The organism is uncultured Thiohalocapsa sp., from assembly GCF_913063425.1.
Lineage (GTDB): Bacteria > Pseudomonadota > Gammaproteobacteria > Chromatiales > Chromatiaceae > Thiohalocapsa.
Map to the genome: position 1 here is coordinate 25963 of NZ_CAJXYK010000010.1, position 26425 is coordinate 52387.

A 26425-nucleotide genomic window follows, 5' to 3' on the forward strand; every position below is an offset into this window, starting at 1 on the left:
GTCGTGAGATCGGCGTCCGCGAGCCTGTTGTCGGTCACCGGACTCTCGGTGCACCTCGGCGGCCGCGCCCTGGTGACAGGCGTGGAGCTCAGCGTCGAGCACGGCCAGATGCTGGGGCTCATCGGCCCCAACGGTGCCGGCAAGTCGACGGTGGTGAAGGCCATCGCCCAGCTTCTCCCGTATGCGGGCGCGATGCACCTGGAAGGCGCGCGGCTGAGCCGGCTCGCCGCCCGGGAGCGGGGGCGGAAGCTTGCGTATCTGAGCCAGGAGGATCAGGTCCAATGGCCCATTACCGTAGCGGAGCTGGTGGCGTTGGGCCGCTATCCCCACCGCTCCGGCTGGGGCGGCGCACCGGGCGCCGGGGACCGCGCCGCCATCGAGGCCGCGATGCACGCGGCGGACGTCTGGACCCTGCGCGGGCGGCGCGCGGACCAGCTCTCCGGCGGCGAGCGCGCCCGCGCCCGGCTCGCCCGGGTGCTGGCGGTGCAGGCGCCGCTGGTGCTGGCCGACGAGCCGGTGGCGGCGCTGGACCCGCGCCACCAGCTGGAGGTCATGGCACTGCTGCGCGGGCATTGCGAGGACGGCGGTGGGGCCATCGTGGTGCTGCATGATCTGACGCTCGCGAGCCGCTTCTGCGACCGGCTGCTGCTGGTGGATCAGGGCCAGCCCGTGGCGGCCGGTCCCGTGGACCATGTGCTGGTGCCGGGCAACCTGCGGGCGGTGTATGGCATCGATGCCGTCACGGGCATGCACCGGGGCCAGCGCTACATCGTGCCCTGGTCGCTGGAGCAGGGCGGTGCTCACCAGCCTGATCGCAACACAAGTGCGAATGCGCATGCAAAGCCGTCTCATTGACATCGAATCGGCCAGCAGGCCAGACACGGCCCCGGCGCGTCATTGCCCGGCCCTGCTGCTCGCGGCCACCGCATCGGGTCAGGGCAAGACGACGCTCACCGCCGCGCTCGCCCGCCACCACGCCCGTCTGGGCCGGCGGGTGCGGGTGTTCAAGGTCGGGCCGGATTTTCTTGATCCGATGATTCTGGCCCAGGCGAGCGGCGACGACGTGCTGGCGCTGGATCTGTGGATGGTGGGCGCGGCCGAATGCCGGCGGCTGCTGTTCGAGGCCGCGGCACAGGCGGACCTGATCCTGGTGGAGGGCGCAATGGGGCTCTTCGACGGCGAGCCCAGCGCCGCCGACCTGGCCCTGCGCTTCGGCCTGCCCGTGGTGGCGCTGATGGACGCCCGCGGCATGGGCCAGACCTTCGGCGCGCTGGCCCTGGGGCTCGCGAGCCGGCGGCGGGACCTGGAGCTTGCGGGCGTGGTGGCGAACCGCGTCGGCAGCGATCGCCACCGGGAGATGCTCACCGCCGGCTTGCCGCAGGGGCTGCCATTGCTGGCCACACTGCCGCGGCTGGACGACGTTGCCCTGCCGAGCCGGCATCTCGGGCTGGTGCAGGCGGCGGAGATCGCCGATCTGGATCAGCGCCTGGATGCGGTGGCGGATACGCTCGCCGAGACTGCGCTGGCTTCGCTGCTGCCGGAGGTCGCCTTCCAACGGCCTGCGGGAGCGCCCAAACCGCCCGCTCTGCTGCGGGGGCGCCGCATCGCCGTGGCCCGGGATGCTGCCTTCTCCTTTCTGTATCCGGAGAATCTGTGGCTGCTTGAGGCCTTGGGCGCGGACCTGTACTTCTTCTCCCCGCTGGCCGATGCGGATGTGAAGGCAGACGCGGTGTACCTGCCGGGTGGCTATCCGGAGCTCCACCTCGCGCCGCTTGCGGCGAACCGCGCCATGCATGCCGCGCTGGGCTCACACCTCGCGGCGGGCCGGCCCATTTACGCCGAATGCGGCGGCATGCTCTATCTGCTGGAGCGCCTCTCGGACACGGCCGGCCAGGGTGCCGATCTGCTGGGCCTGCTGCCGGGACAGGCGCAGATGCAGCCGCGGCTCGCCGGCCTCGGCATGCAGGCCCTGTGGCTTGCCGACGGCGAGATCCGCGGGCACAGCTTCCACCATTCCCGCATGACCACGCCCGTGGAACCGACAACCCACGGCGTGCGCCAGCATGGCGAGCGGCCCGGCGAGCCCTTCTACGCGCTCGGGCCATTGCGCGCGAGCTACCTGCATCTTTACTTCCCGTCCAACCCGGTGGCGGCGGCGCGGCTGTTCCTGCCCTGAGGGGCGGTACTGGCGGCGTTACTTGCCGATACAGAACTCGGAGAAGATCCGCCCGAGCAGCTCGTCCGAGGACACGGCGCCGGTGATCTCGCCGAGGCTGTGCTGGGCGAGGCGCAGATCCTCGGCCACCAGCTCCGGCGGTGCCGCATCGGCCTGGGCCTGCGCAGCCGTCACCAGCAACGCCCGGGTCCGGCGCAGGGCGTCCAGATGGCGGCGGCGGGCGCTGAGCTCGCCACCGGCGTCGGCGCCGAGCCCGGCATGGCGGGTCAGCGCCCGGCGCAGGTCAGCGAGGCCGGCGCCGGTGGTGGCGGAGCAGGCCAGCACCGCGGCGCCGTCGGCTGTGCTCTGCGCACCTGGCTCGCGACCGCTGCGGTCGATCTTGTTGCGGATGGTGAGCCGGGGAACCTGGCTGGGCAGGTCTGCGGGCGCTGCGTGCTCGGCGTTCGGGTCGGCGTCATCGATGATCCACAGCACGAGGTCGGCCTGGTCGATCTGCTCCCGGGCCCGGCGTACCCCTTCCTGCTCGATGGGGTCCGGCGACAGGCGCAAGCCCGCGGTGTCCACCACCCGCAGCGGCAGTCCGTCGATCTGGACATCGGCATGGAGCAGGTCGCGGGTCGTGCCCGGTACCGGCGTCACGATGGCGCGATCAGTCTCGGCGAGGGCATTAAGCAGACTCGACTTGCCGGCATTCGGGGCACCCGCCAGCACCACCAGCAGCCCGTCGCGCAGTCGCTCGCCGCGCTGAGCCGTGCCGAGCAGTCTGTCCACATCGGCGAGCAGTCGCGCCAGGTCCGCGGCGACGCTCACCGCCAGGTCGGGGTCCAGGTCCTCCTCCGGGAAATCCAGCGTTGCTTCCACCTGGACCCGGACGCGGGTCAGCGCCTGAAGCAGCGCATCCACCCGCTGCGCGAAGGCACCGCGCAGGGAGCGGGCGGCGAGCCTGGCCTGCTGCTCGGTGCCGGCGGCAATGAGGTCGGCGATGGCCTCGGCACGGGTGAGGTCGAGCTTGCCTTCCAGGAAGGCGCGCTCGCTGAACTCGCCGGGGCGGGCGGCGCGTGCACCGAGCGCGAGCACCCGCGCCAGCAGGCGGTCGAGCACCACCGGGCCGCCGTGGCCTTGCAGCTCCAGCACGTGCTCGCCGGTGAAGGAATGGGGTGCGGGAAAGTAGAGCGCGAGACCCTGGTCGATGGGCTCGCCGTCGCTGGCGAGAAAATCCGCCAGCACTGCTTGGCGGGGCGCCGGCAGGCGCCCGAGCAGCACCATGGCAATGTCCGGCACCCTTGGCCCGGAGACGCGGACGATGCCGACGGCGCCGACGCCCGGCGGAGTGGCGACGGCGGCGATGGTCTCCCGCCCGCTCATGCGCAGGGGCACCGGCCGAGCAGCGTGCGCGGCGACGCTGTGCGCAGGCTCAGGCCTTGTGCTTGGCCGCTTCCGCCTGCTCGATTTGCCGGGTGATGTACCACTGCTGGGTGATGGACAGCAGCTGGTTCACGGTCCAGTAAAGCACCAGCCCCGCCGGGAAGAAGGCGAAGAACACCGTGAACACGAAGGGCAGGGCCATGAAGATCTTCTCCTGCATCGGGTCCGGCGGCGGCGGGTTCAGCTTCTGCTGGATGAACATGGACACGCCCATGATCACCGGCAGCACGAACCAGGGGTCGGGCGCCGTCAGGTTGTCGATCCACAGGATGAACGGCGCATGGCGCAGCTCCACGCTCTCCAGCAGCACCCAGTACAGGGCGATGAACACCGGGATCTGCACCAGGATGGGCAGGCAGCCGCCGAGGGGGTTGATCTTCTCCTTCTTGTAGAGCTCCATCATGGCCTGGTTCATGCGCTCCTTGTCGTCGCCGTAGCGGTCCTTGAGGGCCTTCAGCCGCGGCGCCAGCTTGCGCATGTTGGCCATGGACTTGTAGCTGGTTTCGGAGAGCTTGTAGAAGGCCGCCTTGATGAGGATGGTCAGGATGATGATGGCCCAGCCCCAATTGCCCACCAGATTGTGGATCAGGTCCAGCAGCCAGAAGATGGGCTTGGCGAGGATGGTGAGCCAGCCGTAGTCCACGGCGAGCTCCAGCCCGGGGGCGATCTGGTCCAGCTCGTCCTGGAGCTTCGGACCCACGAACAGCCGGTTCTCGAAGGTGTGCGAGCCGCCGGCGGGGATGGTCACCGCCGGCGAGTACTGGCCGATGATGTAACGGCCGTTGCCGACCACCTTGCTGTAGAAGGTTTGGGCCTCGTCGGGCTGGGGAATCCAGGCGGCCATGAAGTAGTGCTGGATCATGGCGATCCAGCCGCCGCTGATGGTCAGGTCCAGCGGCCGCTTGGTCATCTCCTTGAAGGTTTCCTTCTTGTACTTCTCTTCAGGGCCGTAGTAGACCGCGCCGGTGTAGGTGTGGATGAAGCTGGACTTGTTCGGGTCCACCAGCTCGGTGCGCTGAAGCTGGTCGTAGTTGCGCAGCGCGACGGCCTCGCCGCCGTTGTTGTCGATGCGCTGCTCGGCGTGGACCAGATAACTGCCGCGCTCGAAGCGGTAGCGCTTGGTGACCTCGAGGCCGTTGTCCCCCTGCCAGGTGAGGACCACAAGCAGGTCATCCTCACCCTCGTCCAGGGCGTAGACCGCCTGCTCTGCGGTGAAATCGGCGTTGTGCGTGGGCAGATCGATGTCGGCACCACCGAGCAGCCCCGACTGCACGATGAACATGTTCGGCGGCTGGGGCTTCAACAGCTGGAGGGGGATGTCCGGCCGGTCCGCGTCGGCGGCGTAGTCCTTGAGCCAGAGTGCCTGGATGGTGCCGCCGCGGGTCGAGATCTCGGCGCGCAGCACGTCCGTGTCCACCGTGATGGTGCGTGGGGCGTTGTTGGTCGCCGCCGCTGCCGTCGCGGCCTGCGCGGTGGGCGAAGGCTCGGCCGGCGGGGCGTCGGGCGCATCCGTGGGCAGCGCGGGGGTATCGGCTGTCGCCGCAGTGTCCGTACCGGACTCGGCGCCCGCAGTGGGCGCGGCTGTTGGATCGGTAAGGGGCTCGGCGACCGTCTGCGGCGCAGATGGCTGGCGCCCATAGTCCTCAACCCAGGCCTGATAGATCAGGAACAGGACAGCGGCCAGGGACAGCAGAAGGATGAGCCGGAAATTGTCCATGATTCAGAAGTGGGGTCAGCAGTGGGCGGTGAGCCCGTTCTGGGTCCGGGGGGAGGAGTGTGGGCGTTGGGCCGATGGTGGACGCATGACGAGGGCCGGCGGCGGACGTCAGCGCCAATGGGCCACCCGGCCGGCGCGCCGCGGCCGTCGGCGAGCAGCGTCAGCGCCGGTGGGGCTCAGTGCAGAGGCGCTCCATCAGCAGTGCGAGGTGCGCCTCGATCGAGCGCCTGACCGGCGCGTTGTCGGCACCGCGCAATCCGTGCCGGGCGACCACGACGAAGTCGATGCCGTCGCAACAGTGCAGCCGTCGGAAGCTCTCACGGACGATGCGCTTGACGCGGTTCCTGTGCACGGCGCGCGGTAGGGCCTTTCGGGAGACCGCAAGGCCGAGGCGCGCTGGACCATGGGGCGTTTCGCGAGGTCTCGCAGCGACGCTGAAGTATGCATCACTGCTGCGTGTCGCGCGCGCGAAAACCCGCTGGAATGCTTCGGCATGCAGCAGCCGTTGGTGGCGCGGCAAGCGCTCGTCGGTGCGGCCCTGGGGCGCTTGGGGCGCTTGGGGCGCTTGGGGCGTTGGCTGCCTGTCGGGAGCCTTTGCCGCCGGGTCGGCACCGTGCAATGCGGGATCGCGGCGCCTCAGGTGGCGAGCCGCGCCCGCCCCTTTGACCGGCGGGCCTTCAGCACTTTGCGGCCGTTGCGTGTGGCGTTGCGGGCGCGGAATCCATGGGTGCGCGCACGCTTCAGCCGGCTTGGCTTAAATGTCTGTTTCATTTCATGAATCCGTGAGACCAGAGGAGCCCGCCAGCGGCGCGCTCGTTGGGCGGCATCTGGTGCCGAAAAAGACCCGCAAGCATACCCTCCAGGCGCTGCTTTGGCAATCGCGTACGGCCTCAGCGCGCCGGTCGGACCACTGTGGATAACCTCGGCGCATGTGGATAGACTCAGCCGGCACCGATTCGGCCGCGAGCCTGAACCTGCGGCGCGTCACCAGCGCGCAGCACGGCGCGCGCGTGTCCGGGTAGAGCACCAAGGGGGGAAACATCAGCATGAGCGATCTGTGGAATGCCTGCGCCGCTGCACTGAAGCAGGATCTGACCGGGGCGGAGTTCAGCACCTGGATTATGCCGCTGCAGGCGCAGGAGGGGGACGGCTCCATCTGTCTGCTCGCGCCCAACCGCTTCGTCAAGGACTGGGTCAAGCAGCATTACGAGCAGCGGATCATGCGCCTGTGCGCCGACATCAGCGTTGGCCGTGTCCACCAGGTCCGCTTCGAGATCGGTGCCGTCGGCGACGCGCGGGACGCGCAGCAGCCGCCGAGCAAAGGCACGGGGGTCCGCGCCGGTGCGGACGGCGGTCTCGACCGTCGGCGCGCCGAGAGCAATCTGAACAAGGACTTCACCTTCTCCACCTTCGTGGAGGGCAAATCGAACCAGATCGCCCGCGCCGCGTCCGTGCAGATCGGCAAGAATCCGGGCACGGCCTACAACCCGCTGTTCATCTACGGCGGCGTCGGACTCGGCAAGACGCACCTGATGCACGCGGTCGGCAACACGATCCTGGACTCCAACCCGGGCGCACAGGTGATCTATGTCCATTCGGAGCGCTTCGTGTCGGACATGATCCGCGCGCTCCAGCACAACAAAATCGACGAGTTCAAGGCGCGGTATCGTCGGGTGAACGCACTCTTGATCGACGACGTCCAGTTCTTCGGCAACAAGGATCGCTCCCAGGAGGAGTTCTTCCACACCTTCAATGCCCTGTTCGAGAGCAAACAGCAGATCGTGTTGTCGAGCGACCGTTATCCGAAAGAGGTCTCCGGACTTGAGGAACGCCTGAAGTCCCGCTTCGGCTGGGGCCTGACGGTGGGCATCGAGCCGCCGGACTTCGAGACCCGTGTGGCCATCCTGCACAGCAAGGCGGCGCTGCTGAACGTGGAGCTGCCGGAGGACGTGGGCTACTTCGTCGCCAAGCGCATGACCTCGAACATCCGCGAGCTGGAGGGTGCCCTGCGCCGCCTTGTGGCCAACTCGCAGTTCATGGGTGCGAGCATCGACATGGCGTTCACCCGCGAGGTGCTGCGCGACATGTTCGTGGCGCAGGATCGGCAGATCACCATCGACAACATCCAGAAGACCGTCGCCAACTACTACAAGCTCAGGGTGTCGGACCTGACATCCGCGAAGCGCACGCGCAACATCGCGCGCCCCCGCCAGGTGGCCATGGCCCTGGCCAAGGAGCTCACCAAGGCGAGTCTGCCCGAGATCGGCGACGCCTTCGGCGGTCGCGACCACAGCACGGTGATCCACGCGACGCGCAAGATCGAGGCCCTGCGGGCGAGTGACACCATGATCGAAGAGGACTACCGAATCCTGTTGAGAACCCTGACGAGCTGACTGTGGATAACTTGTGGGCAGTTTGCCAGGGCCGGTTTGTCGACACGTTATCCACAGGTTCGCAGCGAAAAATCAACAGCCGGATGCTTCGGCAACTGGCTGAACAGGCAGCAGAACGGTCGCCTTGTTGGGTTTTCCCCAGGCCTTATTACAGCTACGGTAGACATTCATCCTTTCCAATAATCAACAGAGGGAGGCAGGAGCAGCGTGAAGATCGAGATCCCGCGGGACGACCTGCTCGGCGCTTTGGGCGTCGTGGCAGGGGTCGTCGAACGGCGCCAGACATTGCCGATCCTGGCCAACGTGCTGCTCCAGACGAACGAGGAAGCGTTGCGGCTCGCGACGACGGATTTGGAGCTCGCCATCAGCACACAGGTCTCCGCCTCCGCGGTGGCGGAGCCGGGGGCCGTGACCGTCCCTGCGCGCAAGCTGATGGACCTGTGTCGCTCCCTGCGCGAGGGCAGCAAGGTCAGCATTCGCACGGAGCGGGAGCGGTGCGTGGTTTCAAGCGGACGGACGCGGTTCACGCTGTCGACGCTGCCTGCGGCCGACTTTCCGAGCATCGCTGCTGAGGAGGAGCTGCGCTCGATGCATCTTGGGTCGCGTCAGCTGAAGCAGTTGCTGGACAAGACGGCCTTCGCCATGGCCCAGCAGGACGTGCGCTATTACCTGAACGGTGTGCTGCTGGAGTTTGCGGGGGATGCGCTCGTGGCCGTGGCGACGGATGGGCATCGGCTGTCCCGGTTCGCCGTGGCACTGGATGCGTCCGGAGCCGAGGCGGAGGGCCAGATGATCGTGCCTGCCAAGACGGTGGCGGAGATGCGGCGCCTGCTGACGGATGATGACGCGATGCTGGAGCTGCGTTGGGGTGAGCGGTCAATCGTCGCAGCCTTTGGCCAGACGGTGGTGACTTCCAAGCTCGTGGACGGGAAGTATCCCGAGTACCAACGCGTCATCCCGAAGGGCCTGCCGCGCCGGGCGGTGGTGGACCGGGACTTGATTCGAACCGGCCTGCAGCGGGCGGCCATTTTGTCGAACGAGAAGTACAAGGGCGTGCGTATCAGTTTCGACGAGGGCGTCGTGGGGTTGCAGGCCCAGAATCCGGAGCAGGAGGTCGCCGAGGACGAGGTTGAGGCCAATTACGCCGGAGAGGCTGTGACCATCGGCTTCAATGTGGCGTATCTGCTGGATGCGCTGCATGCCATCGAGGCCGGTGATGTGGAGATCAACTTCCAGGATGCCGACAGCAGCTCCATCTGGCGCGGCGTGGGCTGCGAAGAGGAGACGTTCGTGGTCATGCCCATGCGACTCTGATAGGGGAATGGTTCTGTTCGTTGTCGGTCCTTTCGTCACTCCGCATCAGGAACCTGCGCTGTATCCGGCGTGCTGACCTGAGCCTGCCCCAGGGGCTCGTCTGGTTGCGGGGCGCCAACGGTGCCGGAAAGACCACGTTGCTGGAAGCGATCTATCTGCTGGACCGGGGTCGAACCTTTCGTGGGCGGCGCAGCGGCCCTGTGACGACGCGGGGAGAAGCTGCAACCACGGTGGTCGGCGTCGTGGACGATGGTGGCCGGCCACGGAAGCTTCAGTGGACAAGTCAGGATGGTGGTGCCGTGGCCGGACCGGCACTGACCCGATTCGTCGGCACCTCGAGCTACAGCGTTGTGGAGGGCGATCCAGCCCTGCGCCGACGGTTCCTTGACTGGTCACTGTTTCACGTGGAACGGCGAGCGCCGGAGCTGTGGCGGCGAGTCAAGCGCTTGCAGCAACAGCGCAACGCGTGGCTGCGAGGCGGCGCGCGCGGCAAGGCCGTCTGGGATGCCCCTTATGTCGAGGAGCTGGCCGAGCTTTGGGGCCTCCGCACGCACTTTCTCCACGTCGTGAATGACGCTTACCAAGATTTGACGACGACGTTGTGCCCCGCGGGTGCACTTGGGTTGCGCTGGCATTGGTCGGGTCAGGGACGCGATCTCGGTGAGGTACTCGCGAGTCACCTCGCCGGGGACATGGAGCGTGGATATACGTTCCTGTCGCCGTCTCGGGGGGACCTGGTTTTCGAGCGGGAGTCGCTGCCGTGGAGCGGCTCGCGGGGCGAGAACAAGATCGCCGGGATGCTGCTGCAACTGGCGGTTCAGGATGTGGTCCGGCGGTCCGGCAGTGCGCCGCAGGTGGTCCTGTTGGATGACCCTTATGCCGAGGTGAGCGAGATGCACATTGGCCCGGTGGTGCGGCGTTGGCTTGAGTCCGCGGACCAGTTGATCGTCACGAGCCTGGCTGATCGGCAGGAGCCCGGAGCCGGCTTGGATGTGGCCGCGATGTTCCACGTGGAACAGGGTGATGTCAAAAGTATGGCCGATCAGTGAGCCCGTTACCGGGACAGCGCACCGAGAACGCCAGCTGACGGCCACACCGTCCTCTGCCGGCCGCCCTACGGGCGTAGCGGGAGCTTCTGTTCATGTGGCTCACCAGCCCGCGCCGAACCCCAACCGCGGTACAATATGATGTTGGCCAGCGCGCCCCAGGACGGTCACGCCGCGCCCAGGACAGCCCGAATCATTCTCCAGGACGACCTACAGCACACTTATGACATACGACTCCTCAAGCATCAAGGTTCTGCGGGGATTGGATGCTGTCCGCAAGCGCCCCGGCATGTACATCGGCGACACCGACGATGGGACAGGGCTCCACCACATGATCTTCGAGGTCGTCGACAACTCCATTGACGAGGCGTTGGCGGGTTATTGTTCCGAAATATCGGTGGTGATCCACGACGATCAGTCCGTGACCGTCACTGACGATGGGCGCGGGATCCCGGTGGACATCCACCCAGAGGAGAACCGCTCCGCCGCCGAGGTCATCATGACCGTGCTTCACGCGGGCGGAAAGTTCGATGACAACAGCTATAAGGTCTCCGGTGGGCTCCATGGCGTCGGCGTCTCGGTGGTGAACGCCCTGTCCGAGCGGCTTGAGCTCCGTATCGGCCGTGGCGGAGGCCTGTATCAGCAACAGTTCACGGCGGGCGTTCCCGATGCACCGCTCGCCCGCATCGGTGACTCCGAGCACAGCGGCACCGTCATCCGCTTCTGGCCCGCCGCCACCGTCTTCTCTGACCGCGACTTTCACTACGACATCCTGTCCAAGCGCCTCCGCGAGCTGTCGTTTCTGAACTCGGGCGTCAAGATCCGGCTGCGGGACGAGCGTACCCAACGCGAGGACACCTTCGAGTACGTCGGCGGCATCCAGGCGTTCGTTCGCCACCTGAACGAGAACAAGTCTCCGCTCCACCCGACGGTGTTCTACTTCTCCGCGGAGCGCGATCACGTCGTGGTCGAGGTTGCCCTGCAGTGGAACGACTCCTATCAGGAGTCCATCTTCTGCTATACGAACAACATCCCCCAACGGGATGGCGGCACCCACCTCGCGGGCTTCCGGGCGGGGTTGACCCGTACCCTGAATCAGTACATCGAGCGCGAGGGACTGGACAAGAGCCAGAAGACGCGCCCGGTGGGTGATGATGCCCGCGAAGGTCTCACCGCCGTGGTGTCGGTGAAGGTGCCGGACCCGAAGTTCTCCTCCCAAACCAAGGACAAACTGGTGTCGTCCGAGGTGAAGCCCGTGGTGGAGTCACTGTTCGTGGAGCATCTCGGCACCTTTCTCGAGGAGCACCCGGCGGAGGCCAAGGTCATCGCCAACAAGATGCTGGAGGCAGCCCGGGCCCGCGAGGCTGCGCGCAAGGCACGGGAGATGACCCGGCGCAAGGGCGTGCTCGACGTGGCCGGGCTGCCCGGAAAGCTCGCCGACTGCCAGGAAAAGGACCCAGCCAAATCAGAGCTGTTCATCGTCGAGGGCGACTCCGCCGGCGGCTCCGCGAAGCAGGGCCGGGATCGGGGCTTCCAAGCCATCCTGCCGCTCAAAGGCAAGATCCTGAACGTGGAGAAGGCGCGCTTCGACAAGATGTTGTCGTCCGCGGAGGTCGGCACTTTGATCACCGCCCTGGGCTGCGGCATCGGTCATGATGAGTACGACCCAGACCGTCTGCGCTACCACCGGATCATCATCATGACCGACGCCGACGTTGACGGCGCCCACATCCGAACCCTGCTGCTCACCTTTTTCTATCGCCAGATGCCGGAGCTGGTGGAGCGCGGCCATGTTTACATCGCGCAGCCCCCGCTCTATAAAGTGAAACGAGGCAAGCAGGAGGACTATTTGCTCGACGACGCCGAGCTCGGCTCCTCCCTGCTGCGCGCGGCGCTGGACAAGGCAACCCTGCGGGTCGGCGAAGACGCGCCACCGCTGTCGGCGGAGTCCCTCGGCCAGCTCGCCGCTGAATACCAGTCGTTTCGCGCGATGCTGGAGCGTCTGCAACGCCGCTACGATCCGCTGCTGATGGAACAGCTCATCTCGCTGCCGCGGCTGACAGCGGATAAGCGTGCGGACGCCGCGGAGCTCGATGCCTGGGTCGACCAGCTGGTGGCCCGCATGAACGCCCGCACTGGGCCGGCGCTGGACTATCGACTCGCCGTCCAGCGCGCTGGGGCGCCTGATGCACGGCCGCAGCTCCAAGTGGTCCGACTGGTGCACGGCATTCCCGAGACCACCTCCATGGGTCTGGACTTCTTCGATGGGCCTGAGTACGAGCGCATCGCGGTCCTGGCCGAAAAGCTCGACGGTCTGGTGCAGCCCGGGGCAGTGGTCACCCGGGGTGAGCGTCAGCAGTCGGTCGAATCCTTCGCGGAAGCCTATGACTGGCTGCTGTCTGAGGCCCGGCGGGGCTACAGCATCCAGCGCTACAAAGGGCTCGGCGAAATGAATCCCGCGCAGCTCTGGGACACGACCATGGACCCCAACACCCGCCGATTGCTGCGGGTTACCATCGAGGACGCGGTGGCGGCGGACCAGATCTTCACCACACTCATGGGTGAGTACGTCGAGCCCCGGCGGGAGTTCATCGAGCGCAACGCCCTGGACGTGGAAAATCTCGACGTCTGAGACGCGCGCGTCGCGGCGTGGAACACAGCCCCGCGCGTCACCCACCCAATCACGTCCCGGTCGGCGCGCGAGGGATCGTCCATCGCTGCATCCTGACGTGCAGCCGACGTCGTCCGGGGTCAGGTGGCCAACAGCCGTTCTGCTGCGGAACGGAGATCGTCGAACACGGGTGTCTGTGCCAAGGCGGCAGGCAGGGCGCCCGCAGTGACTGCACCATTGCCGGTGCGCACCAGCACCGGCCGCGCGCCAGCACATGCGGCAGCCTTCAGATCCCGCAGCGAATCTCCGATGAAGGGCGTACTGTCGAGCGTCACCGAGAAACGCGCCGCGATGCTTTCCAGCAACGCCGGTCCTGGCTTGCGACAGCGGCAGTGATCATCCGGGCCGTGCGGACAAAATGCGATTAGGTCGATGCGCCCGCCGACAGCGGCCGCACGGCTGCACAGCAGGCTGTGCATGCGGTTCAGGGCATCCACGTCGAAGAGTCCGCGGGCGAGGCCTGACTGATTGGTCGCGATGGCGACATGCACTCCCGACTGGGTGAAGCGGGCAATCGCCTCCAGACTGCCCGCGATGGGCCGGATCTCACTGGGAGAGCGGATGTAGTCTGGAGAATCCTCGTTGACTACCCCGTCCCGGTCGACGATGACGAGCTTCATGCGAAGGGTCGGTCACGCATCGGCCCATGCGCCGGCGCCGAACCGGCGGTGGATGCTGGCAGCATGGAACAGCTCGAGCGCATCCACTCAAGCCGTTTCCGCGGGACGGAGCCGGCCGATATCCGCGATGCTGGAGAACAGGCTGAGCACCCCCTGGAGGAGCGCGACGCGATTGGCGCGCAGGGCCGGGTCATCCACATTGACCATCACTTCATCGAAGAACCGATCCACGACGGGCCGGAGCTCCGCCAGGGCGCTCAACGCCTGTGCGTAGTCGCCTGCCTCCAGCATAGGCGCAACACGCTCCCGCGCCATGGCGACAGTGGTCGCGAGCCGAAGCTCTGCATCGTCCTGGAGCAGGTTTTCGCGGACACTGGTATCCCCCGCCTGCGCGTCCGATTTCCTCAGGATGTTGGCGATGCGCTTGTTGGCAGCGGCGAGCGCGCCCGCGGCCTCGTGCTGCGCGAAGGCGGCGACGGCGCGAACGCGTCGGTCGAAGTCGCTGGGCACGGAGGCATCCACCGCCATCACCGACTCGATGGCATCCGCATCGATGTCCAGGTCGGCGTAATACCCGGGCAGGCGCTCCATCACGTAGGCATAGGTCTCCTGTACGGCCGCCGCGGCGGAAACGTCCGCGGGGAATGCCGCGGCAGCGTCGCTGAGCAGCGCACGCAGATCCAGCGGCAGGGGGGTTTCGATCAGAATCCGGAGCACGCCGATGGCGGCCCGCCGCAGGCCGTAGGGGTCCTTCACCCCGCTGGGCCGCTCGCCGATGGCGAAGATGCCGACGAGCGTGTCCAGCCTGTCCGCCAGCGCGAGCACGCGCCCGCACTGGGTCGCCGGCAGCACGTCGCCCGCATGACGTGGCAGGTACTGCTCCGCCATGGCCGCCGCGACGCAGGGGTCCTCCCCGCTGCGCGTGGCATAGTGCCGCCCCATGATGCCCTGGAGGCTTGCGAACTCTCCGACCATGGCCGTGACCAAGTCACATTTCGCGAGCAGCGCAGAGCGCTCGGCGAGCGCAGGGTCGTAACCCAGCGCTGCAGCGATGTGCCGGCAGGAGCTCGCCACACGGCGGGACTTGTCGGCAACGCTGCCGAGCTTGTGCTGGAACACCACCCGCTCCAGGACGGGCATGAAGTCCGCGAGCGGCGTGCGCAGATCCTGCTCCCAAAAGAAGCGAGCGTCACTGAAGCGGGGCCGGATGACCCGCTCATTGCCGGCGCGAACCACGTCCGGCTCGCGGCTCTCGATATTGCTGACGGCGATGAAATAGGGCAGCAGCCCGGCATCCGCGCGCTGGACCGGGAAATATTTCTGGTGCTGCTGCATGGTTTCGATGAGGGCCTCAGCCGGCACCTCCAGAAAGACGTCTTCGAAATGGCCCAGCAGGGCCACCGGCCACTCGCAGAGCGCGGTGACCTCACGCAGCAGATCGTCGGGGATGCTTGCCCGACCGTCCACGCGCTTGGCGAGCGCCGTCACCTGCTCGCGGATCTGCGCCTCGCGTGCCGCAAAATCCGGCTCCACATAGGCGCTGCGCAGGGCCGCGGCGTAGGCGTCCGGGCTGCTGATGGGGATGGGTTCCGGATGGTGGAACCTGTGGCCGCGCGATTCGGTGCCGATGGCAATACCGAGCACGCTGCCGGATACCGGGGCCTCGCCGAAGCGCATGCAGACCCAATGGACGGGCCGCACAAAGGAGACGTCACTGTCGCCCCAGCGCATGCGCTTGGGGATCGGCAGCTGGCCCAGAGCGGCGGCCACCAGCTCCGGCAGCAGGTCGGCGGTGAGCTGCCCGGATTCGGTGCTGCGGTGCACCAGCCAGCTGCCCTTGTCGGTTTCCTCCCGCGCCAGGGCGTCCACCTCGACCCCGCAGGACCGTGCAAAGCCGAGTGCCGCCTTGGTGGGCGCCCCGTCAGGTCCGTACGCTGCCTTGAGCGCAGGGCCCCGGCGAATACTTTCGCGGTCCGGTTGGCGCCAGGCCAGCCCACGGACAATGAGCGCCAGTCGTCGCGGCGTGGCGTAGCGCTCGACGGCGCCATGCGTGAGGGATCGAGCCTGGAGCTGCGCACCGAAGTGCTCGGCGAAGGCGGCGGACAACCGCGGCAGTGCAGTGGGCGGCAGCTCCTCGGTGCCGATCTCGACCAGAAGATCCTGTGCGGCTTCCATGGTAGTCACCTCGTTGCGTCCTGAGCCTGAGCCTGAGCCTGAGCCTGCGGTGGCGCCGACAGCATCGGGAAGCCCAGGGCCTCACGGCTGGCGAAATAGGCCTCGGCCACGGCGCGCGCCAGGCTGCGGACACGCAGGATGAAGCGCTGTCGCTCGGTGACGGACAGCGCACCCCGCGCGTCGAGCAGGTTGAACAGATGCGAGCCCTTCAGCACCTGCTCGTAGGCGGGCAGGGGCAGCGATTGCTCGATCAGCTGCATGCTCTGGCGCTCGGCCACGTCAAAGGCACCGAACAGGGCCTCCACATCCGCGTGCTCGAAGTTGTAAGCGGACTGCTCGCGCTCGTTCTGCAGGAAGACGTCGCCGTAGGTCACGGCGCCCTGCGGCGTGCCCGCCCACTTCAGGTCGAAGACGCTCTCCGCCCCCTGAAGGTACATGGCGATGCGCTCCAGCCCATAAGTGATCTCACCGCTCACCGGCCGGCACTCAAGCCCGCCCACCTGCTGGAAATAGGTGAACTGCGTCACCTCCATGCCGTTCAGCCACACCTCCCAGCCGAGGCCCCAGGCCCCCAGGGTCGGCGACTCCCAGTTGTCTTCCACGAAGCGGATATCGTGCACCAGCGGGTCGATGCCGAGCAGACGCAGGGAGTCGAGATACTGCTCCTGAATGTCGGCCGGCGAGGGCTTCAGGATCACCTGATACTGATAGTAATGTTGCAGCCGATTCGGGTTCTCACCGTAGCGCCCGTCGGTGGGCCGGCGCGACGGCTGCACATAGGCGCAGTTCCAAGGCTCCGGCCCGATGGCGCGCAGAAAGGTGGCTGGATGAAAGGTCCCGGCGCCCACCTCCATGTCGTACGGTTGCAGCACGACACAGCCGCGCTCGGCCCAGTAGGTCTGCAAACGGAAGATGAGCTCCTGAAAAGTCGCGGGTATGGCGGCGTTTGAAGTCAAGCGGCTGGTCCGGCGGGGTTGCTGAAAGCGGGCATTCTATCGGCAACGCTGCCGGCCCGACCACAACCGCCGCTGCCGGCGTTGCAGGTCTTCCCTATAATCGCCGCCGTGAGCAACCTGGCGCGCCAAGACCATGCCGCCGCCTGCGGCCTGTCCCGGTCGGGCTGCGGCGCCCTGGTCAACGCCCCCAGCATCGCGCCCGCCATCCCGATTCGCAGCCGAGCAGGCCCGCCCGGCGCGCGAGCAGCAGTCGAGGGAGAGTCTCATGGGATCAGCCATCGCACCCGGCAGCACCAGTGACCAGCGCTTGCGCGAGCGCCGCACTGCCGTGGCGCGCACCGCTTTCGTGGGTGCCGTCGCCAATCTGGTGCTGTCGCTGGTGAAGATCGGTGTCGGGCTGGTGGGCCACTCGCAGGCCCTCATCGCCGACGGTATCCATTCCCTGTCGGACCTCGCCACCGACCTGTTGGTGTGGATTGCCGGCCTCCAGGCGAGTCGCGGGCCGGACGACGAGCATCCCTACGGTCATGGCCGCTACGAGACCATGGCCACCCTGGCGCTCGCGCTGCTGCTGGCGGCCGTGGCCATCGGCATCGGCTGGGACGCGGCAAAACGGTTGTTCTCGCCGGAGCATCTGCTCACCCCCGGCTGGATCACGCTGTTCGCGGCGCTCGGCTCCATCCTCGTGAAGGAGTGGCTCTACTGGTACACCCTTGCCTACGCACGGCGGGTCCGGTCCGACATGCTGCGGGCCAACGCCTGGCATCACCGCACTGACGCGATCTCTTCCATCGTGGTGCTCATCGGCATTGCCGGTACCCTCGCGGGCCTGCCCTATTTGGATGCAGTGGCGGCCTTCGTCGTTGCCGTGATGATTGCGCACATTGCCTGGGAGCTGGGCTCCGACGCCGCGCGCGAGCTGGTGGACACCGGCCTGGAGCCCGAGCGCCTCGCCGCGGTGCGTGAGACGATTCTTAAGGTGGGCGGGGTGCGCGACCTGCACATGCTGCGCACGCGCTCCATCGGCGGCACCGTATCCACCGACGTCCACGTCCTGGTGGATCCCTACATCAGCGTCTCGGAAGGGCATCTCATCAGCGTCAAGGTCGAGCAGCAGCTCAAGAGGCATATCGACGAGATCGAAGACGTTACCGTTCACATCGATCCAGAAGACGACGATGTCGCGCCGCCAACCATGGGTCTGCCGAGCCGCCGCGAGGCCCTCGCGCGGCTCGCCGCACACTGGGCGAACCTGCCGGAGCTCGCCCGCCCGGAGCGGGTGCAGCTGCATTATCTGGACGGCCGTATCGAGGTGGAGGTCTTCCTGCGCGAGCCCGGCGCACGCGAGCCTGAGGCAGGCAGTGCGAGCCTCGCCGAGCGCGCGGGCGCAGCCGTGGCGGGCGATCCGATCTTCGCCGGGGTGACGCTCTATCGGGGCGTTACGCACCACGATGGTGCGCCCTGACACCGCCGTGCGCCAAACTTGGGCCTATCGATGCCCGGACCGGCTGCGCCCGCCGATGATGCCGCCCTGTGCATGTCTCACCGAGCGCCGCTGTGACGGGCGTCGAGACACTGACTCACCGGCGTCTGCGCGCCGACGGGACAGGATCTGATCGCCACGCCCTGGGGCCGACCCCCAGCCAAGCGCGGCTTCTGTCAATGGCACGGAAACTGCCTAAGCGACAGGCTGAGACAGCGGTGAGACGCGACAACGCGATCCACTCGGGACGCAGCGGGTCCGGACACACCGGGCGGTGGCCCTGCCCGAACCCAGCCTACCGGCTCAACACCAACCCCCCAATCGAACCGACGGGAGACCGACAGTATGGCATCGAAGATCCTGGAGACCATCAAGAACGAGGACGTGAAGTTCGTCGACCTGCGCTTCACCGACACGCGCGGCAAGGAGCAGCATGTCTCCCTGCCCGCCACCATGGTCGAAGAGTCGCTGTTCCAGGACGGCAAAATGTTCGATGGCTCCTCCATCGCCGGCTGGAAGGGTATCGAGGCCTCAGACATGGTGCTGATGCCCGAAGCGGACACCGCGATCATGGATCCCTTCTCCGACGAAAACACGCTGATCGTGCGCTGCGACATCCTCGAGCCCGCCACCATGCAGGGCTACGAGCGCGATCCGCGCTCGGTGGCGAAGCGTGCCGAGGCCTATCTGAAGTCCACCGGCATCGCCGACACCGCCTTCTTCGGCCCGGAGCCCGAGTTCTTCGTGCTGGATGACGTGCGCTGGGGGGCCGACATGAGCGGTGCCTTCTACAAGGTGGACTCGGACGAGGCGGACTGGAACTCCGAGCGCGTCTTCGAAGACGGCAACATGGGCCACCGCCCGAGCGTCAAGGGCGGCTACTTCCCGGTGCCGCCGGTGGACTCGCTCAACGACCTGCGCGCCGCCATGTGCCTCGCCATGGAAGAGATGGGCGTGCCGGTGGAGGTGCATCACCACGAGGTCGCCACCGCCGGCCAATGCGAGATCGGCACCAAGTTCACCACCCTGGTGCAGCGCGCCGACTGGAACCAGATCCTGAAGTACTGCGTGCACAACGTCGCCCACGCCTACGGCAAAACGGCGACCTTCATGCCCAAGCCCCTGGTGGGCGACAACGGCAACGGCATGCACGTGCACCAATCCCTGGCGAAGGACGGCACCAACATCTTCGCCGGCGACAAGTACGGCGGCTTGTCCGAGACCGCGCTCTACTACATCGGCGGCATCATCAAGCATGCCCGCGCCCTGAACGCCTTCACCAACGCCTCCACCAACTCCTACAAGCGTCTGGTGCCGGGCTTCGAGGCGCCGGTGATGCTGGCCTACTCGGCGAAGAACCGCTCGGCGTCCATCCGCATCCCGCACGACGCCAACCCCAAGGCGACCCGCATCGAGGTGCGCTTCCCGGACAGCATGGGTAACCCCTACCTGTCGTTCGCGGCGATGATGATGGCCGGCCTGGACGGCATCCAGAACAAGATCCATCCCGGGGATGCCATGGACAAGGATCTCTACGACCTGCCGCCCGAGGAAGAGAAGGCCATCCCACAGGTCTGCTATTCCCTCGACCAGGCCCTGGACGAGCTGGACAAGGACCGCGAGTTCCTCACCCAGGGCGGAGTCTTCACCGACGACGTGATCGACGGCTACATCGGCCTCAAGATGAGCGAGGTCACGCTGCTGCGCATGACCACGCATCCCATCGAATTCGATCTCTACTACAGCCTGTAACGCCGGCGCCGGCCGCCGCTGGCGGCGGCCGGCCTCACCCGCTTTACCTCATTCACTCGCCCGCAGCCCGTGGGCGCGAACCCCGTCGCAACTCCCGTCCTGCGGCGTTGCCCACACCTGCCTCCTGCGTTACAACGCCCACAGGCGGATGCGGCTTGTCTTACGCATGCCTGCATCGTCCCGCTGCTCGCGCCTGAGCGCATCTCGGGCGCGCCCGGAGCAACCGCACCCGGCGCAACCGCACCCGGAGCAACCGCACCGGGAGCAACCCGGAGGCCCTCATGCGGGTACCCTGCCCCCTGCTGCTGGCGTTGAGCCTGGCCATGTCCTTGCCCCCTGTTGAGGCGCAGGTCTACCAGTCCGTCGGACCCGATGGGCGCCCCGTCTTCACGGATCGGCCCCTGCCCAACGCCCGCCAGCTGGACATCCCGGTGAACCGCGCTCCGGAGCCCGCTGCCGAGGAGGCCCAGGCGGCCCCGATGGACGGCGATGCCGGCTTTCTCGGACCCTACGATATGCTTGAGGTGGTCACACCAGCGGATGAGCACCGCACCCGGGATGCCGGCGGCGAGCTGCCGGTGTCCCTGGTCATCGCCCCCGCCCTGTTGGACGGTCACCGGCTCGCGATGGAGGTCAATGGGGTCGTCGCCGAGGGCGATGTGCCCAACCCGAGCCAGGTGATGCTGCGCGGGCTCACGCTCGGCACCCATCGCATTCGCGCGGTTGTGCAGGACGTCGACGGCGCAGCCATCGCGGCGACGCCTGCCATCAACGTGCACGTGCTGCCGCCGTTGCCGGAGTCCGCCGAGCCCTGAGACCGACGCTGAGCGCCGCCGGCGGCCGGCGGAGCGGCTTTCGGGTCGCGACTCCATCACCCCTGCACCTGCCCTCGCATAAGCGCTGTCCCGGTGCGCCGCCTGCCCTAGAATAGTGCAACATGATCGCATGTGCGGCGCAGCGGCCCGTCTGGGGGGCGCCTGCACCGCGCTCCGACAGCGCCAGCCGGAATCGACTTCGGCTGGTGCAGATCTTGCTTCGGCTCAATCCGCGCAGTGCGCACCCGCGGCCGTGTTCAGCACCGACACGGCCGCTGCGGCGGCTGCGGTGACAGCCTGCCGGGCCGCCGCGGCCCGGCGCTGCCCGGATGCGGATCGAGTCAGCGCCATGAAGCAGAACACCATAGGAAACAATCAACTGGCCTCTTCGATCCTGGGCAATCTCAACACCGCGGTGCTGCTCTTCGACGCGGAGCTGCGCCTGTGCTACATCAACCCTGCCGGCGAGCTGCTGCTTGCGGTGAGCGCCAAGGCCGTGCTCGGCAAGGCCGCGGGGGACCTCGTCACCTGCCCCGCGGAGCCCGTCGAGGCACGCCTGCGCGACGCCCTTGACACGCGCCAGCCCTTTACGGAGCGCGAGATCGAGCTGCGCCGCCCCGACGGCGAATTCATCCGCGTGAACTGCACTGTGCTCCCGGTGCACCAATTCGAGTCGAACGCGGACCTGCTCATGGAGCTGCATCAGGTGGACCGGCAGATCCGCATCACCCGCGAGGAGCACCTGATCTCCCAGCATCAGGCGACGCAGGCGCTGCTGCGCGGGCTCGCGCACGAGATCAAGAACCCCCTGGGCGGACTGCGCGGCGCAGCACAGCTGCTGGAGCGCGAGCTGCCGAGCCAGGAGCTGCGCGAGTACACCCGCATCATCATCGACGAGGCCGACCGCCTGCAGGGCCTGCTGAACCGCATGCTCGGCCCTAACCAGCTCCCGCAGCTGCGCGCAGTGAACATCCACCACGTACTGGAGCACGTGCGCGGGCTGCTCACCGCCGAGTATCCCAGCGGACCGGCCATCATCCGCGACTACGATCCAAGCATTCCCGACCTGCACGCCGACGCCGACCGCCTGATCCAGGCGCTGCTCAACATCGCCCGCAACGGCGCCGAGGCCGCCGGCGATGCCGGCGAGCTCAGCTTCCGCACCCGGGTGCTGCGCCAGTTCACCATCGGCAACGAGCTGCACCGACTGGTGCTGCGGGTGGAGATCGAGGACACCGGGCCCGGCATCCCCGAGAAGCTGCTGGACCGGATCTTCTTTCCGATGGTCTCGGGGCGGTCCGGCGGCACCGGGCTCGGGCTCCCCATCGCCCAGGAGCTGATCAACCAGCACGGTGGTCTCATCGAATGCGAGAGCCGGCCGGGCAGTACCCGGTTCTTCGTCTATCTGCCGCTGGAGGCCAGCGATGACTAAGGTGCCGAGCGTTTGGGTCATCGACGACGACCGCTCCATTCGCTGGGTGCTGGAGCGCGCCTTGCGGCAGGCGGACATGGACGTCACCTGCTTCTCCAACGGCGTCGGCATCATGGATGCCCTGAGCCGGGACCGCCCCGACGTGATCCTGTCGGATATCCGCATGCCGGGTATCGACGGGCTCGATCTGCTGCAGCAGGTCAATGCCCGCTATCCGACTCTGCCGGTCATCATCATGACGGCGCATTCGGACCTGGACAGCGCCGTATCGGCGTTCCACGGCGGCGCGTTCGAGTACCTGCCGAAGCCCTTCGACCTCGACGAGGCCGTGGACCAGGTGCGCCGCGCCTGCCGCGCGCACGAGCAGGCGGGCGCCGGTGCCGTGTCGCTGGAGAACAGCCCCGACATCATCGGCGAGGCGCCCTCCATGCAGGAGGTGTTCCGCGCCATCGGGCGTCTGGCGCGCTCCAACATCACCGTGCTCATCAACGGCGAGTCGGGCACCGGCAAGGAGCTGGTGGCGCGCGCCCTGCACCGGCACAGCCCAAGGTCGGGTGCGCCTTTCATCGCGCTCAACATGGCGGCCATTCCGCGCGACCTGATGGAGTCCGAGCTCTTCGGGCATGAGCGCGGCGCCTTCACCGGCGCACAGACCCGCCGCGAGGGTCGCTTCGAGCAGGCGGACGGCGGCACCCTGTTTCTGGACGAAATCGGCGACATGCCGGCGGAGCTGCAGACGCGGCTGCTGCGGGTGCTCGCCGACGGCGAGTTCTACCGCGTGGGCGGCCTGTCACCCATCAAGGTGGACGTGCGCATCATCGCCGCGACCCATCAGAACCTCCAGGACCATGTGCGCCAGGGCCGCTTTCGCGAGGATCTCTTCCACCGCCTGAACGTCATCCGCATCCACCTGCCGCCGCTGCGTGAGCGGCGCGAGGACATCGGGCTGCTGATGCGCCATTTTCTCACCCAGGCCGGCCAGGAGCTCGGCTGCGAGCCCAAGACCATCGCCCCCGATGCCCTCGCCCACCTGGAGCGGCTCGACTGGCCGGGCAATGTCCGGCAACTGGAGAACACTGCCCGCTGGCTCACGGTGATGGCCTCCACCAAAGAGATCCGCGTCAACGATCTGCCGCCGGACCTCTCTGACACGGACGGCGGCGGCGGCGGCGACGAGCAGTGGGAGACCGCGTTGCGGGCCTGGACCCGGCGGCGTCTGCGTCAGGGTGACGCCGCCATCCTGGAATCGGCGCTGCCCACCTTCGAGCGCATCCTGATCCAGGCTGCCCTGGAGCACACCGGCGGTCGCCGGCAGGAGGCGGCCAAGCTCCTGGGCTGGGGCCGCAACACACTGACCCGCAAGATCAAAGACCTCAACATGGACTTCGGCGCCGCACCCGGCGGCGAAGACGACGAGGATGCCGCCTGACCCGGGCCTGCACCGGGCGCGCACATCGCCGCCTCCAGGCGTCGTCTTCTGCACAGCCCTGCGTGCGGTCCGGGCATTGAATGCGGGCGGCTCGGCATCGACATGCCCTGCATCCGGGCCACCTGCCCGCTCACGCTTCAGCAGACGCCGACACCCATGGACAGCAGCAGTATCCAGCTCGCCGACTCGCAGATCGACGCCATCGAGCAGACCGCCGACGGCCTGCGCATCCACTTCTCCCGGGCCATCATCATCAAGACCATGACAGGCTCCGCGGAAAAGACCCTCTGGTGGCAGGCGGGCGACCTCGTTCTGGAGGCGCCGGAAGTGGCGGGTGTGCTGCCGCAGGCGCCGCTCACCTGCACCGGCGGCGACATCGACGACAACATCTATACCTACCGGGACATGATCCCGTTGCCCCTTAAGAGCCGCGGCGCCATCCGGGTCGAGCTGCACTTCGCGGGCGGCGCTGCATCCCTGGTGGCGAGCGGCAGCGCCATACACCTCGACATGCATGACGTGCCCAAATACCAGCATCACATCCGCGAGGGCTAGTGCCGCGCTGCGGACGTCGCGAGGCCGGCCCCGGGCACGCTGACTTCAGTCGGCAGCCCTGCGGCGGACGCACTTCAGTCCGCAGACGGCAAGTGCTCCCTGGCCTTGGGTTCTCCGCGGCGCTGCACCAGTGCAGCGCCGACTTCCGCTCCGGCGCTGAGCGTATGAGCCTGCCGCGCTGCGCTCCCTGCCGACTTCGACTCAGCGCAGCTGTTGTCTCGCTGCAAGACTGTGCTATCCTGGTTGGCCATACCAGTGATTCGCGGCATCCACTGTCACCATCCCGTGACACTTCGGTCGCGAAACACGACTAGACTGCCTCCCATCCACCCGCAAGCTTGCGGGACTCCCGAAGCCCCGCGGCCGTCCGGACCGAGCCTCCGGCCCGCGTGCGCTACCGCAGCCCATTCCTGTCACGTCGTGCGCCCGGGGTGCGGACCCGCACCCCAACCCGCCGCCGCTGGGCTGATTACGCAGGAAGGAGAAACCATTATGACCGCGACAAACCTCCTCCACACGGACGAGATCCGCACCGATGCCCCCGGGCAGGGGCGGCCTTTCCACGTCTACACGCAGCGCGACCTCGACCGCCTGACCGCCATTCACCACCTGCCGGCGGACCAGCGCTTTGCGATGAAGGTCGTCTCGACCGTGCTGCCGTTCCGCGTCAACGACTATGTCATCGAGCAGCTCATCGATTGGGCCAATGTGCCGGACGACCCGATCTTTCAGCTGACCTTCCCGCAGGCCGGCATGCTGACGGCAGAGCATTACGCAGAGGTCGCAGACCTGCTGCGCCGCGATGGCGAGGTCGACAAAGCCGAGCTCGACGCCACCGTGACCCGGATCCGCGAGGAGCTCAACCCACACCCCGCCGGCCAGCGCGAGCTCAACATCCCCCGCCTGCCCAACGGCGACGTGGTGACGGGCATCCAGCACAAGTACCGCGAGACGGTGCTGTTCTTCCCGAGCCAGGGTCAGACCTGCCACAGCTATTGCAGCTTCTGCTTCCGCTGGGCCCAGTTCATCGGCGACAAGGCGCTGCGCATCGCCACCACGGAGGCCGAAGGCCTGCACGCCTATCTGCGCCAGCACCGGTGCATCACAGACCTGTTGGTGACCGGCGGTGATCCCATGGTCATGAAGACGCGCCACCTGGCCGCCTACCTTGAGCCCCTGCTGCACCGGGATTTCGACCATGTGCAGACCATCCGCATCGGCACCAAGGCGCTCACCTTCTGGCCCTACCGGTTCGTCAGCGATGCCGACAGCGACGCGCTGCTGGCCCTGCTGGAGCGCCTGGTGGCAGCCGGCAAGCACGTGGCACTGATGGCGCACTTCAACCACTGGCGCGAGCTGGACACGGACATCTGCGAGCGCGCCATCGAGCGCATCCGGGCCACGGGCGCCGAGATTCGCAGCCAGGGGCCGCTGCTCGCGCACATCAACGACGAGCCGGATGCCTGGGCACCGCTGTGGCGCCGCCAGGTGCGCCTCGGCATCATCCCGTACTACATGTTCGTGGAGCGGGATACGGGTGCCCACCACTACTTCAAGGTGCCGTTGGTGCGCGCCTGGGAGATCTACCGCGAGGCCATCCAGCAGGTCTCTGGCCTGGCGCGCACGGCTCGCGGCCCGAGCATGAGTGCCGGCCCGGGCAAGGTGGAGATCACCGGCGTCGCCGAGGTGGCCGGCGAGAAGGTCTTCGTGCTGCGCTTCCTTCAGGCCCGGAATCCGGACTGGGTGCACCGGCCCTTCTTCGCGCGGTTCGACGCCGAGGCGACCTGGCTCGACGACCTGAAGCCCGCCTTCGGTGAGTCGGAATTCTTCTTCGAGGCCGAGTACCGGGAACGCTGGACCGGCCTGCTGCACTGACAGCCTGAGCACGGTGCCCCGGCGCTGACTGCACCGGGCGCCCGGCCCCGGCCCCGGCCCTGTCGGCGCCAAGCGCTTTTACGCAGCCACAAGAAACCCCGCACCGCGCGGGCGGTGCAGGGTTTCTTGAAGAGCGTCGCCGGCAGCGTCGCCGCTCGGGCGCCGACCTGCCGAAGCGCGATCAGAGCCGGTTGGAGCCGACGATCTCGTGGGCGATGTCCACGACCCGATTGGCCATGTCCATGTACTCCTGCCGGTAGTCGGCCAGGAGACCCTCGCTGGAGGCCCAGTAGTCCTTGCCCGAGACGCCGTTCTGGTGCTCGTGCTCGATGAACTGCTTCTGCATCTCCAGCATCTTGTCGATCAGCTCCTGCTTTTCTTTCTTCAGCGCGGCAATGTCGCTCATGGTCGTCTCCCCATCGGGTGTTCGTTGGATCAGGCCGTGTCCGGCAGCATCCAGGCGAGCGCGCCGTTGCAGCTGTCCGGTCCGGAATATGCAGAACTTTTAATATACCACGGAATTTCCCAGGATCGTCAATCATGCGGCTGCGGGTTTTCACGACCCTCACCCAAAAGTTCTCACCGCCATCC

The 26425-nt window shown here is 67.3% G+C and carries 21 protein-coding genes; 13 read left to right on the plus strand and 8 right to left on the minus strand.

Going from position 1 to position 26425, the window contains the following annotated elements; genetic code table 11:
- The first annotated feature begins 3 nt into the window (after positions 1–3).
- Positions 4–855 (plus strand): ABC transporter ATP-binding protein, encoded by an 852-nt coding sequence (locus QZ607_RS07435; protein ID WP_295881383.1) that lies wholly within the window; start codon positions 4–6, stop codon positions 853–855.
- Positions 836–2176 (plus strand): cobyrinate a,c-diamide synthase, encoded by a 1341-nt coding sequence (locus QZ607_RS07440; protein ID WP_295881386.1) that lies wholly within the window; start codon positions 836–838, stop codon positions 2174–2176. Before QZ607_RS07435 ends, QZ607_RS07440 begins: the two co-directional genes overlap by 20 nt.
- A gap of 18 nt (positions 2177–2194) precedes the next feature.
- Here QZ607_RS07440 and mnmE read toward each other — a convergent pair whose 3' ends face one another.
- From mnmE to rpmH, 4 genes are all read right to left on the minus strand, one after another.
- Positions 2195–3541, minus strand: a complete 1347-nt coding sequence (mnmE, locus tag QZ607_RS07445; RefSeq protein WP_295881389.1) for a tRNA uridine-5-carboxymethylaminomethyl(34) synthesis GTPase MnmE — start codon at positions 3539–3541, stop codon at positions 2195–2197.
- 49 nt (positions 3542–3590) lie between these two features.
- Complete coding sequence (gene yidC / locus QZ607_RS07450; protein ID WP_295881390.1) at positions 3591–5318, minus strand: membrane protein insertase YidC; 1728 nt, start codon at positions 5316–5318, stop codon at positions 3591–3593.
- A 160-nt stretch (positions 5319–5478) separates the two neighbouring features.
- Positions 5479–5937: a ribonuclease P protein component gene (gene rnpA, locus QZ607_RS07455; protein ID WP_367268165.1), complete on the minus strand. Its 459-nt coding sequence runs from the start codon at positions 5935–5937 to the stop codon at positions 5479–5481.
- A gap of 17 nt (positions 5938–5954) precedes the next feature.
- Positions 5955–6089 (minus strand): 50S ribosomal protein L34, encoded by a 135-nt coding sequence (rpmH, locus tag QZ607_RS07460; RefSeq protein WP_295881395.1) that lies wholly within the window; start codon positions 6087–6089, stop codon positions 5955–5957.
- A gap of 275 nt (positions 6090–6364) precedes the next feature.
- Here rpmH and dnaA point away from each other — a divergent pair, with 275 nt between their 5' ends.
- The 4 genes from dnaA (at position 6365) to gyrB (ending at position 12703) form a co-directional block, all read left to right on the plus strand.
- Positions 6365–7711, plus strand: coding sequence for a chromosomal replication initiator protein DnaA (dnaA, locus tag QZ607_RS07465; RefSeq protein ID WP_295881399.1), 1347 nt, complete (start codon positions 6365–6367; stop codon positions 7709–7711).
- Positions 7712–7918: 207 nt separating this feature from the next.
- Positions 7919–9025: a DNA polymerase III subunit beta gene (gene dnaN, locus QZ607_RS07470; RefSeq protein ID WP_295881401.1), complete on the plus strand. Its 1107-nt coding sequence runs from the start codon at positions 7919–7921 to the stop codon at positions 9023–9025.
- Between the two features lie 20 nt (positions 9026–9045).
- Positions 9046–10074: an AAA family ATPase gene (locus QZ607_RS07475; RefSeq protein ID WP_295881403.1), complete on the plus strand. Its 1029-nt coding sequence runs from the start codon at positions 9046–9048 to the stop codon at positions 10072–10074.
- Between the two features lie 220 nt (positions 10075–10294).
- Positions 10295–12703, plus strand: coding sequence for a DNA topoisomerase (ATP-hydrolyzing) subunit B (gyrB, locus tag QZ607_RS07480; RefSeq protein ID WP_295881405.1), 2409 nt, complete (start codon positions 10295–10297; stop codon positions 12701–12703).
- A 119-nt stretch (positions 12704–12822) separates the two neighbouring features.
- Here the strand turns inward: gyrB and gmhB are convergent, their stop codons facing one another.
- From gmhB to glyQ, 3 genes are all read right to left on the minus strand, one after another.
- The gene (gene gmhB, locus QZ607_RS07485; protein WP_295881408.1) at positions 12823–13362 is read right to left on the minus strand and encodes a D-glycero-beta-D-manno-heptose 1,7-bisphosphate 7-phosphatase; all 540 of its coding nucleotides are present in this window, start codon (positions 13360–13362) and stop codon (positions 12823–12825) included.
- An 87-nt stretch (positions 13363–13449) separates the two neighbouring features.
- Positions 13450–15537: a glycine--tRNA ligase subunit beta gene (gene glyS, locus QZ607_RS07490; protein WP_295881411.1), complete on the minus strand. Its 2088-nt coding sequence runs from the start codon at positions 15535–15537 to the stop codon at positions 13450–13452.
- A gap of 5 nt (positions 15538–15542) precedes the next feature.
- Positions 15543–16493: a glycine--tRNA ligase subunit alpha gene (gene glyQ / locus QZ607_RS07495; RefSeq protein WP_295881413.1), complete on the minus strand. Its 951-nt coding sequence runs from the start codon at positions 16491–16493 to the stop codon at positions 15543–15545.
- A 265-nt stretch (positions 16494–16758) separates the two neighbouring features.
- Here glyQ and QZ607_RS07500 point away from each other — a divergent pair, with 265 nt between their 5' ends.
- The 7 genes from QZ607_RS07500 to QZ607_RS07530 all read left to right on the plus strand — a co-directional run bounded on the left by QZ607_RS07500 (position 16759) and on the right by QZ607_RS07530 (position 25834).
- Positions 16759–17958, plus strand: coding sequence for a cation diffusion facilitator family transporter (locus tag QZ607_RS07500; protein ID WP_295881415.1), 1200 nt, complete (start codon positions 16759–16761; stop codon positions 17956–17958).
- A gap of 363 nt (positions 17959–18321) precedes the next feature.
- The gene (gene glnA / locus QZ607_RS07505; protein ID WP_295881418.1) at positions 18322–19728 is read left to right on the plus strand and encodes a glutamate--ammonia ligase; all 1407 of its coding nucleotides are present in this window, start codon (positions 18322–18324) and stop codon (positions 19726–19728) included.
- A gap of 281 nt (positions 19729–20009) precedes the next feature.
- On the plus strand, positions 20010–20543 hold the full coding sequence (locus QZ607_RS07510) for a DUF4124 domain-containing protein (protein ID WP_295881420.1): 534 nt from the start codon (positions 20010–20012) through the stop codon (positions 20541–20543).
- A 349-nt stretch (positions 20544–20892) separates the two neighbouring features.
- Positions 20893–21975: a nitrogen regulation protein NR(II) gene (gene glnL / locus QZ607_RS07515; RefSeq protein ID WP_295881422.1), complete on the plus strand. Its 1083-nt coding sequence runs from the start codon at positions 20893–20895 to the stop codon at positions 21973–21975.
- Entirely contained in the window at positions 21968–23404 is a 1437-nt protein-coding gene (ntrC, locus tag QZ607_RS07520; protein ID WP_295881424.1) for a nitrogen regulation protein NR(I), read from the plus strand. Before glnL ends, ntrC begins: the two co-directional genes overlap by 8 nt.
- Positions 23405–23560: 156 nt before the next feature.
- Positions 23561–23959: a hypothetical protein gene (locus QZ607_RS07525; protein WP_295881426.1), complete on the plus strand. Its 399-nt coding sequence runs from the start codon at positions 23561–23563 to the stop codon at positions 23957–23959.
- 492 nt (positions 23960–24451) lie between these two features.
- The gene (locus tag QZ607_RS07530; RefSeq protein WP_295881427.1) at positions 24452–25834 is read left to right on the plus strand and encodes a lysine 2,3-aminomutase; all 1383 of its coding nucleotides are present in this window, start codon (positions 24452–24454) and stop codon (positions 25832–25834) included.
- Positions 25835–26015: 181 nt separating this feature from the next.
- Here QZ607_RS07530 and QZ607_RS07535 read toward each other — a convergent pair whose 3' ends face one another.
- Positions 26016–26240, minus strand: a complete 225-nt coding sequence (locus tag QZ607_RS07535) for a hypothetical protein (protein ID WP_295881430.1) — start codon at positions 26238–26240, stop codon at positions 26016–26018.
- Positions 26241–26425 lie beyond the last annotated feature (185 nt).